This is a genomic window from Aestuariimicrobium ganziense, from assembly GCF_015352975.1.
In the GTDB taxonomy this organism is placed as follows: domain Bacteria; phylum Actinomycetota; class Actinomycetes; order Propionibacteriales; family Propionibacteriaceae; genus Aestuariimicrobium; species Aestuariimicrobium ganziense.
The window spans coordinates 373,271-388,277 of sequence record NZ_JACYIZ010000003.1; the positions used below are offsets into that span (position 1 = coordinate 373,271).

General features: G+C 68.5%; 12 protein-coding genes. 4 read left to right on the plus strand and 8 right to left on the minus strand.

Annotation, left to right across the window (positions count from 1 at the left end; genetic code table 11):
- Positions 1-188: 188 nt before the first annotated feature.
- The 4 genes from cydC to IE660_RS07810 form a co-directional block, all read right to left on the minus strand.
- Positions 189-1,742, minus strand: a complete 1,554-nt coding sequence (gene cydC, locus IE660_RS07795; protein WP_203567868.1) for a thiol reductant ABC exporter subunit CydC — start codon at positions 1,740-1,742, stop codon at positions 189-191.
- A gap of 29 nt (positions 1,743-1,771) precedes the next feature.
- Positions 1,772-3,319, minus strand: coding sequence for a thiol reductant ABC exporter subunit CydD (gene cydD / locus IE660_RS07800; RefSeq protein ID WP_235997233.1), 1,548 nt, complete (start codon positions 3,317-3,319; stop codon positions 1,772-1,774).
- Between the two features lie 97 nt (positions 3,320-3,416).
- Positions 3,417-4,499, minus strand: coding sequence for a cytochrome d ubiquinol oxidase subunit II (cydB, locus tag IE660_RS07805; protein ID WP_203567766.1), 1,083 nt, complete (start codon positions 4,497-4,499; stop codon positions 3,417-3,419).
- A 16-nt stretch (positions 4,500-4,515) separates the two neighbouring features.
- Positions 4,516-6,003, minus strand: coding sequence for a cytochrome ubiquinol oxidase subunit I (locus IE660_RS07810; protein ID WP_203567767.1), 1,488 nt, complete (start codon positions 6,001-6,003; stop codon positions 4,516-4,518).
- Positions 6,004-6,061: 58 nt separating this feature from the next.
- Between IE660_RS07810 and IE660_RS07815 the strand changes: the two genes are divergently transcribed.
- From IE660_RS07815 to IE660_RS07830, 4 genes are all read left to right on the plus strand, one after another.
- Positions 6,062-6,430, plus strand: a complete 369-nt coding sequence (locus IE660_RS07815) for a BlaI/MecI/CopY family transcriptional regulator (RefSeq protein ID WP_203567768.1) — start codon at positions 6,062-6,064, stop codon at positions 6,428-6,430.
- A 292-nt stretch (positions 6,431-6,722) separates the two neighbouring features.
- Positions 6,723-7,262: a DinB family protein gene (locus tag IE660_RS07820; RefSeq protein WP_203567769.1), complete on the plus strand. Its 540-nt coding sequence runs from the start codon at positions 6,723-6,725 to the stop codon at positions 7,260-7,262.
- Between the two features lie 105 nt (positions 7,263-7,367).
- A complete protein-coding gene (locus IE660_RS07825) occupies positions 7,368-8,936 on the plus strand; it encodes a M81 family metallopeptidase (RefSeq protein ID WP_328701891.1) in 1,569 nt (522 codons plus the stop codon).
- 205 nt (positions 8,937-9,141) lie between these two features.
- Complete coding sequence (locus tag IE660_RS07830; protein ID WP_203567770.1) at positions 9,142-10,059, plus strand: endonuclease domain-containing protein; 918 nt, start codon at positions 9,142-9,144, stop codon at positions 10,057-10,059.
- Here IE660_RS07830 and IE660_RS07835 read toward each other — a convergent pair.
- The 4 genes from IE660_RS07835 to IE660_RS07850 all read right to left on the minus strand — a co-directional run bounded on the left by IE660_RS07835 (position 10,040) and on the right by IE660_RS07850 (position 15,005).
- Positions 10,040-10,567, minus strand: coding sequence for a flavin reductase family protein (locus IE660_RS07835; RefSeq protein ID WP_203567771.1), 528 nt, complete (start codon positions 10,565-10,567; stop codon positions 10,040-10,042). The two genes, IE660_RS07830 and IE660_RS07835, sit on opposite strands and share 20 nt — an antisense overlap.
- Complete coding sequence (locus tag IE660_RS07840; RefSeq protein WP_203567772.1) at positions 10,564-11,136, minus strand: DinB family protein; 573 nt, start codon at positions 11,134-11,136, stop codon at positions 10,564-10,566. The genes IE660_RS07835 and IE660_RS07840 overlap by 4 nt, the downstream gene beginning before the upstream one ends.
- A gap of 153 nt (positions 11,137-11,289) precedes the next feature.
- Entirely contained in the window at positions 11,290-13,272 is a 1,983-nt protein-coding gene (locus IE660_RS07845) for an ABC transporter ATP-binding protein (RefSeq protein ID WP_203567773.1), read from the minus strand.
- On the minus strand, positions 13,269-15,005 hold the full coding sequence (locus IE660_RS07850; protein ID WP_407929006.1) for an ABC transporter ATP-binding protein: 1,737 nt from the start codon (positions 15,003-15,005) through the stop codon (positions 13,269-13,271). Before IE660_RS07850 ends, IE660_RS07845 begins: the two co-directional genes overlap by 4 nt.
- Between the last annotated feature and the right edge of the window lie 2 nt (positions 15,006-15,007).

A 15,007-nucleotide genomic window follows, 5' to 3' on the forward strand; every position in this document is an offset into this window, starting at 1 on the left:
CCGTGTCCGAAACCCGGCAGAGGTTTGCCCACGACGGCCTTCAGGGTGCCTGGGCGCGAACTTCTGCCGGGTTTCGGACACGGCTGGGTGGTGGCGGGGTGGCGGTTGGGTGGTGGCTGGTGGCGCGGCCGGTGGTGGCTCGAACGGCACTGCCTCCCGGTCGGCTCGACGAAGGACCGGGTGGGCGCTCAGCCGAGCCGGACCACCTGGGTGCACTGGGCCATCACGTCGGCGTCGTGGGTGATCACCAGCACCGGCCGGTCCTCGACGGCCCGCCACAGGTCGGTCATCAGCGCGTGCGCGGTCTCGTGGTCGAGGTGCTCGGTGGGCTCGTCCAGGATCAGCAGGTCTCGCTCGTCCACCAGCACCCGGGCCAGCGCGATCCGGCGCGCCTCGCCGCCCGAGACGGTGCTGCCGCGCTCGCCCACCAGCCTGTCGAGAGGGAAGTCGAGCCCGGCGCGGCCCAGGGCGTCGCTGATCTGTTCGTCCGTGGCGTCGCGACGTCCGACCCGCACGTTCTCGGCCACCGTGGTGGCGAACAGGTGCGCATCCTGGGCGAGGTAGCCGATCCGCCCGGTCGAGCTCACCTCGCCCGACCAAGCCGGGATCATGCCCATCACCGTGGCCGCGATCGTGGTCTTGCCGATCCCCGAGGGCCCGACCAGCGCCACCCGCTGACCAGGCTGGACGCTGAGCGAGAAGTCACGAAGCACCGGTTCGGGCTCACCCGGCCAGCCCACGGTGACCTCGTCGAGCACCAGCCCCGGGGAGTCCGACGGCACCTGCTCGACGTCGCCGCGACCGACCGGCTCGGCGTCCAGCACGGCCGCCAACCGGGTCAGCGCCGACCCGGCCCGGGTGAAGGTCTGCGCACTCTGGGTGAAGGTCGAGAACACCTCGTGCAACGCCAGCGGGGTGAGCACCAGCACCGCCAACAGCCTCGGCTTCAGCTCGCCCGCGGCCACCGCGTGCCCGCCGATCCACAGTGCCGCCACCACCGCGATGCCGGCGGCAACGATTTGACCCGCGGTGGCCAGCCCCCGTGCCCAGGACGAGCGGGCCTCGATCCGGCGCAACTCCTCGTCCACGGTCAGCAACCGGGTCAGGGCCGCACGGTCGGCGCCGAACGCAACCAGGTCCTGCGCGGCCCGCGAGGTCTGGTGCACCTCGTCGGCCAGACGCCCACGGGTGGGCACCGCGGCGGCGTCCATCTGCAGACTGAGACGCTGGGTCAGCCAGGGCAGCAGCACCCCGGCCAGCAAGGCGCTGCCGAACAGCACGGCCGCCGATCCCGGAGAGAACCGCCCGATCATCACGGTCGTCCCGACGATCACCAACGAGGCGGCGCTGAACGGCACCACCACCCGCACCACCAGGTCCTGGATGGCGGTGGCGTCGGCCACCACCCGGGTGAGCAGGTCTCCGCGACGCCGTCCCAGCAGGGTGGTGCGGCTCAGTGAGTCATAGGTGCGAAGCCGCAATGCGGCCTGCATGCGCAGAGCCAGGTCGTGACCGACCAGCCGTTCGATGTAGCGCAGCACCCCGCGCGAGATGCCGAAGAACCGCACCCCCACTGCTGCCGCCTGCAGGTACAGCACCGGCGGCATCTCGGCGGCGCGCGACAGCAGCCAGGCCGACAGTCCCATCAGTGCGACCGAGGCTCCGGACGCACCGGCCGCCAGCAGGATCGAGGCCGCCAGCCGCCATCGTCCACGCTCGACGGCGTCGAGCAACTGGCGCATCAGGGTGCGGGTCGGCGACAACGTGCGGTTCACCGGGCCACCGCCTCGAGCTCGACCACCCGATCGGCCAGCGCCAAGGCGGCAGGACGATGGGTGACGATCAGTGCCCCCGCCCCGGTCGCCCGCACCGCTTCGAGCACCGTCGCCTCGCTGTCGGCGTCCAGTCCGGCCGTCGGTTCGTCGAGGACGAGCAGCCGAGCCCCCCGCCGCAGCCGCAGCAGCGCGCGGGCCAGCGCGACCCGGCGCAACTGCCCGGCCGAGAGTCCCTCGCCATCGTCGCCGACGGTCTGGTGGGCGCTGAAGTCGGCGCCAACCTCGGTGAGCACCTGCTCGACCTCGTCGATCCCGGCCTCGGGTGCGGCCAGCCGCACGTTGTCGGCGACGCTGCCCGGCACCAGCCCTGGCAACTGCGGCACGAACGCCAGCTGTTCACGCCAGGACGCCGGGTCGAGGCTGCCGCGGTCGAGCGCGCCGGCCTCGTCAGACTCGACGACGAGGCGACCGACCGTGGGCTGTTCGAAGCCCATCAGCAACCGCAGCGCGGTGGTCTTGCCGGCGCCGGAGGCTCCCGAGAGGGCGACCATCTCGCCGGGGTGCAGGGTCAGGTCGAGCGGTTCCAGGGACGCCCGGTCAGCGCCGGGGTGGGTGAATCCCGCACCCTCGAACCGCACCCGCGACGTGGCCAGGTTGGGCGCTGGCAAGGTGCCGTCCGGCTCGTCGCCGGCGGCATCGATGATCGCGAACGCGGCGTCGGCGGCAGCCACTCCGTCGGCGGAGTCGTGGTAGTGCACGCCGACCTGACGCACCGGCAGGAACGCGTCCGGGGCCAGGATCAGCACGAACAGCGCGGTGGTGAAGTCGACGTGTCCGAACACCAACCGGAAGCCCACGGTCACCGCCACCACCGCCACCGAGAGGGTGGCCAGCAGTTCCAGCACGAACGCCGACAGGAACGACACGTAGAGCACCCGCATGGTCTCTCGGCGATTGGCGTCCTCGGTGATCGCCACCCCCTTGGCCTGGGCGCGGGCTCGTCCGAACGCCTGCAGGGTGGGCAGCCCTTCGACCAGGTCGGCGAAGTGGTTGGCCAGCCGGTCGAGCACGGCGAACCGGCGGGCGGTGGCCTTGGCGGTCGTCCAGCCGACCAGGGCCATGAACACCGGGATCAGTGGCAGCGTGAACGCCACGATCAGCGCCGACTGCCAGTCCGCCCACAGAATCGCCCCGCCGACCAGGAACGGGACGACCAGCGCCAGTGCCAACTGCGGCAGGTACTTCGAGAAGTAGCCGTCGAGGTCGTCCAGCCCGCTGGTGACCACGGTGACCAGGGTCGAGGCCGAGGCCCGGTCGCCGGTGGGGCGCCGCAAGCGGGCGGCCATCACCTCGCGGCGCAGTTGGCTCTTGACCGCGGCCGAGGCGCGGTGGGCCAGCACCGACTGCAGCCAGGCCAGCAGCCCACGGGCGGCGAACACCGCCAGCAGTAGGGCACCTGCGGTCCACAGGCCATCGGTCGAACGGGTCTCGAAGACCCCCACGACCGAACGCGACAACAGCCATGCCTGGCCGATGACCAGCATGGCTGTTGCGGCGCCGACCGCCACCCCGGCGGCCAGGAAGACCCTGGTCGCGCGGGCGCGGCGGAGCAGGCGGGGATGAACCGGGCCTGCCAAGGGCTCAGGACCCGACGGGAATGGCTTCGTCCTTCTCGACCGGCAGGTTGTCGGTCGACAGGCGCTTGCGGAAGACCCAGTACGACCAGGCCTGGTAGGCGAGCACGATCGGGACGAACACCGCGGCGGCGATCGTCATGATCTTGAGGGTGTACGGCGAGGACGAGGCGCTCCACATGTCGAGCCCGGGGGCATCGGCGGAGATGAAGCCCAGGTTGCCGTACATCTTGACGAACATGGTCGAGACCATGGCCACGATGCCGATGCCGGTGAGGATGAACGCCTTGCCCTCGGAGTCCTTCGAGCTGAAGAACCCGGCGCCGGCGACCGCGGCAGCCGCGAGCAGTGCGGTGATCCAGGTGACGACCTTGGCAGCCGGGTTGTCGGGTGCGTAGGCCAGGTTCAGCCAGATCGCCCAGACCGCGAGCAGGGCAGCGGAGGCGTAGGCCAGCTTGGTGCCCAGGTTCTTGGCCTCCTCGTGCACGTCGCCCTTGGTCTTGAGCGCGATGAAGATCGCGCCGTGGGCGGCGAACAGGACGACGAACAGCACGCCTCCGAGCAGGGCGAACGGGCTGAACAGCGACCAGAAGCCGGTGGTCACCAGCGGCGGGTCACCGGCGACGGTGAGGCCCTTGACGAAGTTGGCGAAGCCGACGCCCAGCACCAGCGAGGGCAGGAACGAGCCGATGATCGCCATCCAGTCGTGGGCGTTGCGCCACTGCGGGGCCTTGCGCTTGCTGCGGTACTCGAACGAGACACCGCGCAGGATCAGGCCGAGCAGCACCAGCAGCAGCGGCAGGTACAGGCCCGAGAACAGCGTGGCGTACCAGCCGGGGAAGGCCGCGAACATGGCACCACCAGCGGTGAGCAGCCAGACCTCGTTGCCGTCCCAGACCGGGCCGATGGTGTTGATCATGACGCGGCGCTTGCGGTCGTCCTTGCCCAGGATCGGCAGCAGCATCGCGACTCCGAAGTCGAAGCCCTCCAGGAAGAAGAAGCCGACCCAGAGCACTGCGATCAGCAGGAACCACACCGGGGTGAGGGTGGCGTGCCCTGCCTCGAGCAGGACGGTCGTGAGTGGGAACATGTCAGTCACCTCGTCCTCAGTACGCGAAGGACAAGGGCGCGTCCTCGTCCTCGATGACCTCGACGGGGGCCACGTCCGGCAGGCCCATCTTCAGGTACTTCATGAACAGCCCCACCTCGACCACGGCGAGAGCGCCGTAGACGACGGTGTAGAGGATCATCGAGAACCACACCTCACCGGCCGAGACCGACGGGGACGCGGCGGTCCAGGTCGGCATGACGCCGGCCACGATCCAGGGCTGGCGGCCCATCTCGGCGAAGATCCAGCCGAAGCTGTTGGCCAGCAGCGGCAGGAACGGCAGGGCGCCCATCGCCATCATCCACAGCCTGCTGGGACCAGGGGTGCGGCCCTTGCGGGTGGCCCACAGGATCCAGGCGCCGATGGCCATGCCGACGAAGCCCAGGCCCATCATGATCCGGAAGGTCCAGTAGGCGACCGGCACGTTCGGGACGACGTTGGTCGGCAACTGCTTCAGTTCCTGGGCGAAGGTCTTCTGCAGGTCGGTCTGCGAGCCGTCGTTGCGCAGGAAGCCCTGCTGGTCGTACTGCTCCTTGAGGTCGTTGATGCCCTGCACCTCGCCGCCCCACTCACCGGTGGCCAGGAAGCCCAGCAGGCCGGGGACGGTGATGATGTGGGTGGCTTCGGTGCCCTCCATGTTGCCGATGGTCAGCACGGAGAAGTCGGAGCCGTCGGAGGTGTTGTAGTGCGCCTCGGCGGCAGCCATCTTCATCGGCTGCACCTCGGTCATGATCTTGGACTGGAAGTCGCCGGAGATGATCACGACCACGCTCGCGACCAGCAGCACCCAGGCGCCGAAGCGGGCGGCCCAGCGCCACGTGGCAGCATCGCCCTTGCCCGAGGTGTCGGTCTCGTCGTGTCCGTTGAGGCGGGCGAGGTGCCAGCCGGCGATCGCGGCGACCAGGCCGCCGGCGACCATGTACGACGCCGAGATCTGGTGCGGGAAGGTGGCCAGGAAGACCGGGTTGCCGAGCACGGCACCGAAGTCGGTGAGCTCGGCTCGTCCGTTGCGGAAGGTGGCTCCGACCGGGTTCTGCATCCACGAGTTGGCGGCCAGGATGAACACCGCCGACAGCACGGTGCCGATCGCGGCGGCGTAGATGGTCATCAGGTGGAGCTTCTTGGGCAGGCGGTCCCAGCCGAAGATCCACAGCCCCAGAAAGGTGGACTCGAGGAAGAAGGCGAGCAGTGCCTCGAGCGCAAGCGGCGCACCGAAGACGTCTCCGACGAAGCGGGAGTACTCAGACCAGTTCATGCCGAACTGGAACTCCTGCACGATGCCTGTCACCACGCCGATGGCGAAGTTGATCAGGAACAACTTCCCGTAGAACTTGGTCAATCGCAGGTAGCGATCGTTGCCGGTCCTGTACCAGATCGTCTGCAGCACGGCCACGAGCATCGACAACGCGATGGTGATCGGCACGAAGAAGAAGTGGTAGACCGTCGTGATACCGAATTGCCATCTGGCAATCACTTGGGCGTCCATGCTGGGCAGGGTAACAGTCCCCCCACTGGGGTGGACGCCGGGGGCTTACTATTGTGCCATGTCAGCGCTGGGAGGGCTCGAGCAGCGGGTGATGGAGGAGTTGTGGGCCAGCACCAAGGCACTGCCCGGGCGTGAGGTGCACGCCGCCCTGACCCAGGATCGTGCGCTGGCCTACACCACGGTGATGACGGTGCTCGACCGGCTGGTCGGCAAGGGTCTGGTCGATAGGAACCGGGTCGGACGGGCCTGGGACTACCGCGCGGTGCACAGCCGGGCCGAGCTGGTCGCTGACGAGATCGCCCGCCTGCTGGGTGCCTGTGGCACGGAGCAGAACTTGGTGCTGGGGGAGTTGGTCGATCGCCTCGATGGGCCCCAGTTGCGTCACCTGGCGCGGTTGCTGGCCGCCAAGGGTGTGCCGGAGGACTGACGGCCCTTTGTCTCCGGCGGCGATCCCTGGCCGACACCTGGTGTCGTGGGGCCCGGTTCGCTGGTGCCTTGTTCCTCGTGCCGTGTCGGCGCCGTCGTGCGCCCGTGCCGTGGAGCCACCGGCCCCGTGACCTCCGGTGCTCTGTGCCCTCGCCACCACCGTGCCCGCTCACCCCTGTCCGGAACCCGGCAGAACTTCGCCGCCGGGTGCCCTCAACGCCCCCAGCCATCAACTTCTGCCGGGTTGCGGACATTCGGATGCCCCGTTCCCACCCGCGAGGCAGGATCGAGGCATGACATCGCACCTGCCGCCGCCTCCGCCAGACACCAAGGACTGGTCGTGGGTGGTCGATCGGGGCTGCTCCGACTGCGGATTCCAGCCCGAGAAACCGTTCGGCGACCTGGTGCCCGAGTTCGCCGCTGCGACCCGGGCCATCATCGAGCGGCTCGGCGATTTCGACGCCCGTGATCGTCCTGATCGCGAGACCTGGTCACCCACCGAGTACGCCGCCCACGTGCGTGACGTGCACCTGGTGATGAACAGCCGGCTCGAACTGATCCACGAGGGGCAGGGTGAGCCCGTCCACTTCCAGGACTGGGACCAGAATGAGGCGGCGATCGAGGGCGACTACGTCGACATGAGCCCGCAGTTGGTGGCGACCTCGCTGCGCGACACCCTGCGGTGGTCGGTCGGCAAGTGGTCGGGGGTGCCCGATCGTGAGTTGCGCTGGGAGGGCCGGCGAAGCGACGGGGTGACCTTCACGGTCGAGACCCTGTGCCGCTACCTGACCCACGACACCGTCCATCACGCCTGGGACATTCGTCGCCGCTGAGTCCCTCACCTTGAGCGGGTGATGTGGACAGCCGCCGCGAGCGATCGGGCCCAGCCTCGTCCGGCACCCTCGCATGCCTGCGCGTCGAGTGGAAGAGTTGGGTGCGTGACGCAGACATCCTCTTTCGTCGAGGTCAAGGACATCTGGAGCCCCGAGACCATCGAGCACCACGAAGGGGGCTTGGAGCGTCCTCGGATCGCGATCGCCGGTATCGCCATCGAGTCGAGCACCTTCTCGGCGCACCGCTCCGGGCCTGAAGCATTCACTCTGTGGCGTGGGGAGGACCTGGTGAGTGGGCTGAACCCCTTCCTCGCTCCCGGCAAGCCTTACCGTGAAGCGGCGGAGTGGATCCCGGTGCTCAAGGGCCGCTCGTTGCCCGGCGGCACCGTGCTGCGCGACACCTACGAGTCGATGGTGGACGAGATCCTCACCGGCCTCGAGGCCGCGCTGCCGCTGGATGCGATCTGGTACGACATTCACGGCGCAATGAGCGTAGAGGGCCTCACCGACGCCGAGGGCGACCTGATCACCCGGATCCGCGAAGTGGTCGGTGACGAGGTCTACATCGGTGCGTCGATGGACCTTCACGGCAACGTCTCCCGGGTGCTCGCCACCCAGCTCGACGCCCTCACCTGCTACCGGATGGCACCGCACGAGGACGCCCCCAACACCCGGATGCGGTTCGTCCACGACCTGCTCACCCGACTGCATGGTCCGCACGGGGCCGACGGCGAGGCCCGACGGCCGTGGAAGGCTTGGGTGCAGGTGCCGGTGCTGCTGCCCGGTGAGAAGACCTCGACCAGGCTCGAGCCGGCGGCCTCGCTCTACCAGGAGCTGCCCGTGATCCAGGCGATGGACGGTGTGATCGACGCCTCGTACTGGATCGGCTACGCCTGGGCCGATGAACCCCGTTGCCAGGCGGCAGTCGTGGTCTACGGTGACGACCCGGACCTGTGCCGCGCGCAGGCCGATCGGGTGGCCAACCTGATCTGGGACCGCCACGACGAGTTCCAGTTCGTCGCCCCTGATGCGCCCTTGGACGAGTGCTTGGCGCGGGCGATCGCGCCCGGGGCGAAGCGGCCCTACCTGATCTCGGACTCGGGCGACAACCCCACCGCGGGCGGCTCGGGCGACGTCACCTGGGCGGTGCACCAGCTACTGCAGCACCCGGTGCGCACCTCGGGCCTGACCGTGATCCACGCGTCGATGTTCGACCCGGCCGCTGTCGCTGCCTGCGTCGAGGCCGGGGTCGGCGGCAGGGTCTCGATCGACGTCGGGGCGACCGTCGACGACACCACTGCCGGACCGGTGCACCTCGACGGCACGGTCTTCTCGATCACCCCGGACGACCCGACCGCCGGCATCGTCGTGGTGGTCAAGGTCGACGGGTTGCACCTGATCGTCACCGAACGTCGCAAGCCCTACCACCATCTGCGCGACTTCACCGACCTCGGGCTCGACCCGGTGACCGCCGACATCATCCTGGTCAAGATCGGCTACCTCGAACCGGAGCTGTACGACCTGGCCGCCGACTGGATGCTGGCGCTCACCCCGGGTGGGGTCGACCAGGACCTGATCAGGCTCGGCCACCACCGGATCGATCGTCCGATGTATCCCTTCGACGCCGACATGGAACGGCCGGTGCTGCGCTCGGTGTTGTTGCGCGGACGCTGATCGGGGCTCCCTGGGGCCGGTGGGGCATCCCCTGGCCCTCCGCACTGGCGGCCGGGCCGACGCAGTGTTGTCCTCGAACCGGCAGAAGTTGGGGACTGCCGGCCTTCGAGGCGCCGCTGTCCACAGTCCTGCCGGGTTCTGGACCGCCGTCCACAGCTCCCGAAGAACTTGGCGCGAACGGGCCCTCGCGACCCATGAGTAGGGCATGGGTACACGCGACGACATCGAGCACCACCTGAGCCAGAACGGACTCATCAGGATCGCCGACCACGCGGGCTGGGCCAGGATGCTCAGCCGGCTGGCGGCCCAGGGGTTGGTGGTTCGCTACCTGCCGGGGATCTACATCGCCGCCGCCAGTGCAGGCGATCTCGCCATCAGGTGCGCCGCCATCATGACGTGGGATCCAGACGCCGTGATCACCGGACGAGCCGCGGCCAAGCTCAGCTTCTGGCCCGAGGCGAAGGTGACCCAGATCGAGGTGCACTCGGTGCGCAAGAAGCACGCCCCACCCGGGATCCGGCTGCACCGTTCCCCGGTGCCGGTCGACGAGATCGTGGAGTCCGAGGGGCTTCGCCTGGCCAGCGCCTCGTGGGTTTGCGTGCATCTGGCTCCCCACGACCTGGGCGATGCGATCGACACGTGCCTGAGGCAGGGCAGGGCCACCGTCGAGCTGATCACCGAGGCCATGGCCCGGGCCAAGGGACGTCACGGCAACCGGGTCCGCCGCCCGATCGTCAAGGCCAGCCGAACCAACCCTTGGTCACAGGGTGAGCGCAGGCTCCATCGGCTGATGATCGACCGCAGTGTCACCGGGTGGCTCGCGAACCACGGCGTGAAGGTGCAGGAGACCGACTACTTCCTCGACGTCGCATTCGTCGATTGGAGGATCGCGGTCGAGTTCGACGGCTGGGAGACCCACGGAACAAGGGAGGCCTTCACCACCGACCGCACACGCCAGAACGACCTGGTGGTCGAGGGCGGCTGGACGATCATCCGGGTGACCTGGGAGATGCTCGACGATCCCGAACGAGTGATCGACTGGATCCGGTCGGCCCTGAGGCGCGCGGCGGGCAAGCGTCGTGCCCGCAAGACTGCGGCGCTCGTCAGCGGCCGAAGCCGTTGACGTAGTGGCCGCGCACGTGGTGCAGCGGGTCAGGATCCTCACCGAGGACGACGTGCTCGATCACGCAGGTGGCCAGGGACGACCAGCCGAGCGACCTGCTCGACTCCAGCCGCACCCCAGCCCAGGTGTCGGCGTCGAGCAGCCGAGGGCCCCACTCGGTCTGCTCGAAGCCGGACGCCCGGAAGGGACCCCCGGGGGAAGGAGCCCTGCTGGCGAACACCTCCGACAACTGCCGGTGGTGCCAGTCGAGCAGGCTCACGACCGCCGCACGGGTGTCGAGCAACGCCTGGGTCAACTCGGCGTCAGGGTCGAGCAGGGCGATCACTCGCCACGGCTCCCCGGCCGCAACCAGCATCGAACTCACGGTCAGTCCGGAAGCATCAGATGCGTCATCGCCATCGACCATGCCGGCACACCACAGGCTGACCCGTGCGCCGAGACGGCCGCGCAGTTGGCGGGCGGCCACCCGCTCGTGTTCGAGGAAGGGATGGCTGGAGTGGATCGTCACTGGCCACCCTCCTCGCGGTGGGCGTACAGGTCGCGCAGCAGTGAGATCTCGGCAGCGTGGTGGATCACCTCACGGTGGATGTGCAGGACGAGCGCGGCCATGCTCAGCTCCGCCCACTGACCTTCTGCCGGGCCGCAGGGGCGGGCCAGTGCTTGCGCGTCGAGGCCAGCGACACCCTCGATCCAGCGGTGGTAGCCCTCATCGAGTTGCTCAAGAGCCACGGCGGCCGTGCCAGCGAAGCGCCATCCGGCGTAGTCAGCGGATGGTCCATCGAAGTGTGAGGCGTTGCGCGCACCGAACACCCCGACGATCAGGTGCCCCAGTCGCCACGCGATCGTGGTGACCGGCGCGGGTTCCGGCTGGGGCCAGTCCCAGTCGATAACCAGGTCGCCAGCACCGGCTGCCATCGCGGTGACGGCGCTGCCTCGGGAACGAATGCTCCACGCTCCGGCCACCGGCTCCCACAGGTACTCCTCGTCGGTCAATCCCTGCAGGCGTGGCCGCAACTGGTTGTCCCAATGCCAGGTGAGTTGCTCGAGCAGTTCACGGGTCAGGTTCAGCTCGGTCATGGCCTCATCGTGTCAGGCGGTGGCGTGCGCCGCTGGTCGCAGTCGTGTCCGGAACCCGGCAGAGGTACCCGACCCGAGGGGTTCAGGACCGTACGAGCCGAACTTCTGCCGGGTTCCGGACACGACGCACTCCAGCGATGCCCCGGGCGTGCGTCAGGCGTGAGCCGGCACCTCGTGGTCGATGGCAGCCGCGAACTGGGACTCGTACAGCGCCTTGTAGTGACCCGGGATCTGCAGCAGGTCGTGGTGGTTGCCCTGCTCGACGATCGCGCCCTGCTCCATCACCAGGATCAGGTCGGCGTCCCGAATCGTCGACAGCCGGTGCGCGATCACGAACGAGGTCCGGCCCTGCCGCAACTTGGCCATGGCCTCCTGCACCAGCACCTCGGTGCGGGTGTCGACCGAACTGGTCGCCTCGTCGAGGATCAGCAGTGACGGGTCGCTCAGGAATGCCCGCGCGATGGTCACCAACTGCCGCTCACCCGCCGACAGGTTCGAGCCCTCGTCGTCGATCACCGTGTCGTAGCCCAGCGGCAAGGTGTGGACGAACCGGTTGACGTAGGCCGCCTCGGCCGCGGCATGGATCTCGTCCTCGCTCGCCCCAGGACGCCCGTAGGCGATGTTGTCGCGGATGGTGCCCTCGAACAGCCAGGTGTCCTGCAGCACCATGCCCAGGCGGCTGCGCAGGTCTGAGCGGCGCACCGTCGAGATGTCCACGCCGTCGAGGGTGATCCGCCCGCCGTCGAGTTCGTAGAAGCGCATCAGCAGGTTCACCAGCGTGGTCTTGCCCGCCCCGGTGGGGCCGACGATCGCCACCGCCTGGCCGGGCTCGGCCACCAGCGACAGGTCCTCGATCAGCGGCTTGTCGGGGGAGTAGCTGAACTTCACGTGGTCGAAGACCACGCGTCCCTTGGTCTCGGGAAGGGCTGCGGTGCCCTCGGTGCTGACCTCCTCGGTGTCGAGCACCTCGAAGACGCGCTCGGCCGAGGCCACACCCGACTGCAGCATGTTGGCCATCGAGGCCACCTGCGAGATCGGCTGGGTGAACATCCGCGAGTACTGGATGAACGCCTGCACATCACCCAGCGGCATCGAGCCACTGGCCACCCGCAAGCCGCCGACCACGGCGATCACGACGTAGTTGAGGTTCCCGATGAAGAACATCACCGGCATCATGATCCCGGCCAGGAACTGGCCCAGGAAGCTCGACTCCCGCAGCCGCCGGTTGCGCTCGGCGAACTCACTCTCGACCTCGCGCTGGCGTCCGAACACCTTGACCAACGAGTGGCCCGAGTAGGCCTCCTCGATCTCGGAGTTCAGCTCGCCGGTGGCCTTCCACATGGCGGCGAACTCACGCTGCGAGCGCTTGCCGATCAGGGCCGCGACCACACCCGAGACCGGCACGATCAGCAGGGTCAGCACCGCCAGCAACGGCGAGACCCAGAACATCATCACCAGCACGCCGATCAGCATGAACACCGAGTTGAGCATCTGCTGCGCGGTCTGCTGCAGGCTCTGCGCAATGTTGTCGATGTCGTTGGTCACCCGGCTCAGCAGTTCACCGCGAGGCTGGGAGTCGAAGTAGCTCAGCGGCAGCCGCTCCAGCTTGGACGCGACGTCGGTGCGAAGCTGCCGGATGCCGCCCTGCACGATGATGTTCAGGATCCAGCCCTGGGCCACGCTCAGCAGCGCCGCCGCCACGTAGAGCCCGAGCGCGAGCAACAGGATCTCGCCCACCTTGTCGGTGTTGATCCCCATGCCCGGCACGACCGGCATCTTCGAGATCAGGTCGGCCATGTCACCCTGACCGGTGGCCCGCATCTGCTCGATCAACTGCTCCTTGCTGATCCCGCTCGGCAGGTTCTTGCCGACCAGGCCGGCGACGATGTAGTCGGTGGCTCGTCCGAGGATCTTCGGGCCGACCACGTTGAACCCGACGCCGAGCATCGACATCAGCACCACGAAGCCGATCGCCACACGGTGCGGCGCGAACCTGGCCAGCAGCCGCTTCAGCGAGGGCAGGAAGTTGACCGCCTTCTCGTTGAGCCGGCCCATACCCGGGCCATGCCCCTGCGCTCCCGACTTGCGGGCGACCTCGATGGTCTCGTCGCGCTTGTTGGCCTTCTTATCGCTCATGCTGCGGCCTCCTCTGCGCTCAGCTGGGAATTGACGATCTCGAGGTAGGTCGGGCAGGTCTCGAGCAGTTCCTCGTGACGCCCGAGCCCGACGATGTGTCCGTCGTCGAGGACGACGATCTGGTCGGCGCCCCGAATGGTCGACACGCGCTGGGCGACGATCAGCACCGCCGCGTCCTGGGTGGTCGGCTCAAGTGCGGCCCGCAGCCTGGCATCGGTGGCCACGTCGAGGGCCGAGAAGGAGTCGTCGAACACGTACACCCTGGGCTTCTTCACCAGGGCCCGAGCGATCGAGAGACGCTGCCTCTGGCCGCCCGAGACATTCGTGCCGCCCTGGCTGATCCGGGCGTCCAACTGCCCGTCCATCCGACGGACGAAGTCTGCGGCCTGCGCGGTCTCGAGCGCGGCCCACATCTCGTCCTCGGTGGCGTCGGGCTTGCCGTAGCGCAGGTTCGAGGCCACGGTGCCGCTGAACAGGTAGGCCCGCTGCGGGACGAGCCCGATCTGGGCCCACAGCGTGTCCGGGTCGATCTCGCGCACGTCGTGACCGTCGATGGTGATCCGTCCGGCGGTGGCGTCGACGAGCCGGGGCAACAGGTTGACCAAGGTGGTCTTGCCCGACCCGGTCGAGCCGATCACCGCCGTGGTTGTGCCGGGCCGCAGCTCGAAGCTGATGTCCTGCAGCACTGGAGCCTCGGCGCCGGGGTAGGAGAACTCGACCGACTCGACCCGGACGATGCCCTCCTCGCGCAGGTCGGTGACACCCGAGGTCGGCGGCACCACGCTGGACGAAGTCTCGAGCACCTCGGTGATCCGTCGGGCGCTGACCGCGGCGCGCGGCACCATGAACGACATGAACACGGTCATCATCACGCTCATCAGGATCTGCATCAGGTAGGTGATGAAGGCGGTCATCTGGCCGACTCCGAGCTCGCCGGAGTCGATCCGCCCGACGGCGAACCAGGTGACCGCGATGGTCGAGACGTTCATCACGAACATCACGACCGGGAACATGGCGACCATCAGCTTGCCGACGGCCAACTGGGTCTCGGTGAGCTCGCGATTGGCCTTGTCGAAACGCTCGGCCTCGTAGGGCTCGCGGACGAACGCGCGCACCACCCGGATGCCGGTGATCTGCTCGCGCAGCACCCGGTTGAGGGTGTCGATGCGGGTCTGCATGGTGCCGAACAGCGGGAACGCCCGCCAGATCAGCGCCGCCATCGCCGCACCGAGGACGACCACGGCGACCAGGATCACCCAGGACAGTTCACGGTCTTCGCGCAGGGCCATGAACACGCCGAAGGCCATGGTCATCGGGGCGCTGACCATCATGATCAGGGTCATCAGCAACAACTGCTGCACCTGCTGCACGTCGTTGGTGTTGCGGGTGATCAGCGACGCGGCCCCGAACTGGTTCACCTCGCGGGCGCTGAAGCTGAGGGCCCGGTGGAAGATCGCCTCGCGGATGTCGTGCCCGACCCGCATGGCGGTCGCCGCGCCCAGCCAGACCGCGCAGACCTGCGCGAGAACCTGCATGGCCGAGACGCCCAGCATCAGGCCGCCGCGCTCCCAGATGTAGCGGATGTCGGAGCGGAGCACGCCGTTGTCGATGATCTCGGCGTTGAGCGTGGGCAGGATGAACGAGGCCACCACGGCCACTGCCTGCAGCAACAACACCCCGACCACCTGCGGCCAACTGCGCCACACGTAGCGGTTGATGAGTCGGACGAGCACCA

Excerpts from the sequence above, each read along its gene's own strand:
- cydC (WP_203567868.1), bottom strand. The coding sequence starts at position 1,742 with ATGCGCCAGTTGCTCGACGCCGTCGAGCGTGGACGATGGCGGCTGGCG.
- cydD (WP_235997233.1), bottom strand. The coding sequence starts at position 3,319 with ATGCTGGTCATCGGCCAGGCATGGCTGTTGTCGCGTTCGGTCGTGGGG.
- cydB (WP_203567766.1), bottom strand. The coding sequence starts at position 4,499 with ATGTTCCCACTCACGACCGTCCTGCTCGAGGCAGGGCACGCCACCCTC.
- IE660_RS07810 (WP_203567767.1), bottom strand. The coding sequence starts at position 6,003 with ATGGACGCCCAAGTGATTGCCAGATGGCAATTCGGTATCACGACGGTC.
- IE660_RS07815 (WP_203567768.1), top strand. The coding sequence starts at position 6,062 with ATGTCAGCGCTGGGAGGGCTCGAGCAGCGGGTGATGGAGGAGTTGTGG.
- IE660_RS07820 (WP_203567769.1), top strand. The coding sequence starts at position 6,723 with ATGACATCGCACCTGCCGCCGCCTCCGCCAGACACCAAGGACTGGTCG.
- IE660_RS07830 (WP_203567770.1), top strand. The coding sequence starts at position 9,142 with ATGGGTACACGCGACGACATCGAGCACCACCTGAGCCAGAACGGACTC.
- IE660_RS07840 (WP_203567772.1), bottom strand. The coding sequence starts at position 11,136 with ATGACCGAGCTGAACCTGACCCGTGAACTGCTCGAGCAACTCACCTGG.
- IE660_RS07845 (WP_203567773.1), bottom strand. The coding sequence starts at position 13,272 with ATGAGCGATAAGAAGGCCAACAAGCGCGACGAGACCATCGAGGTCGCC.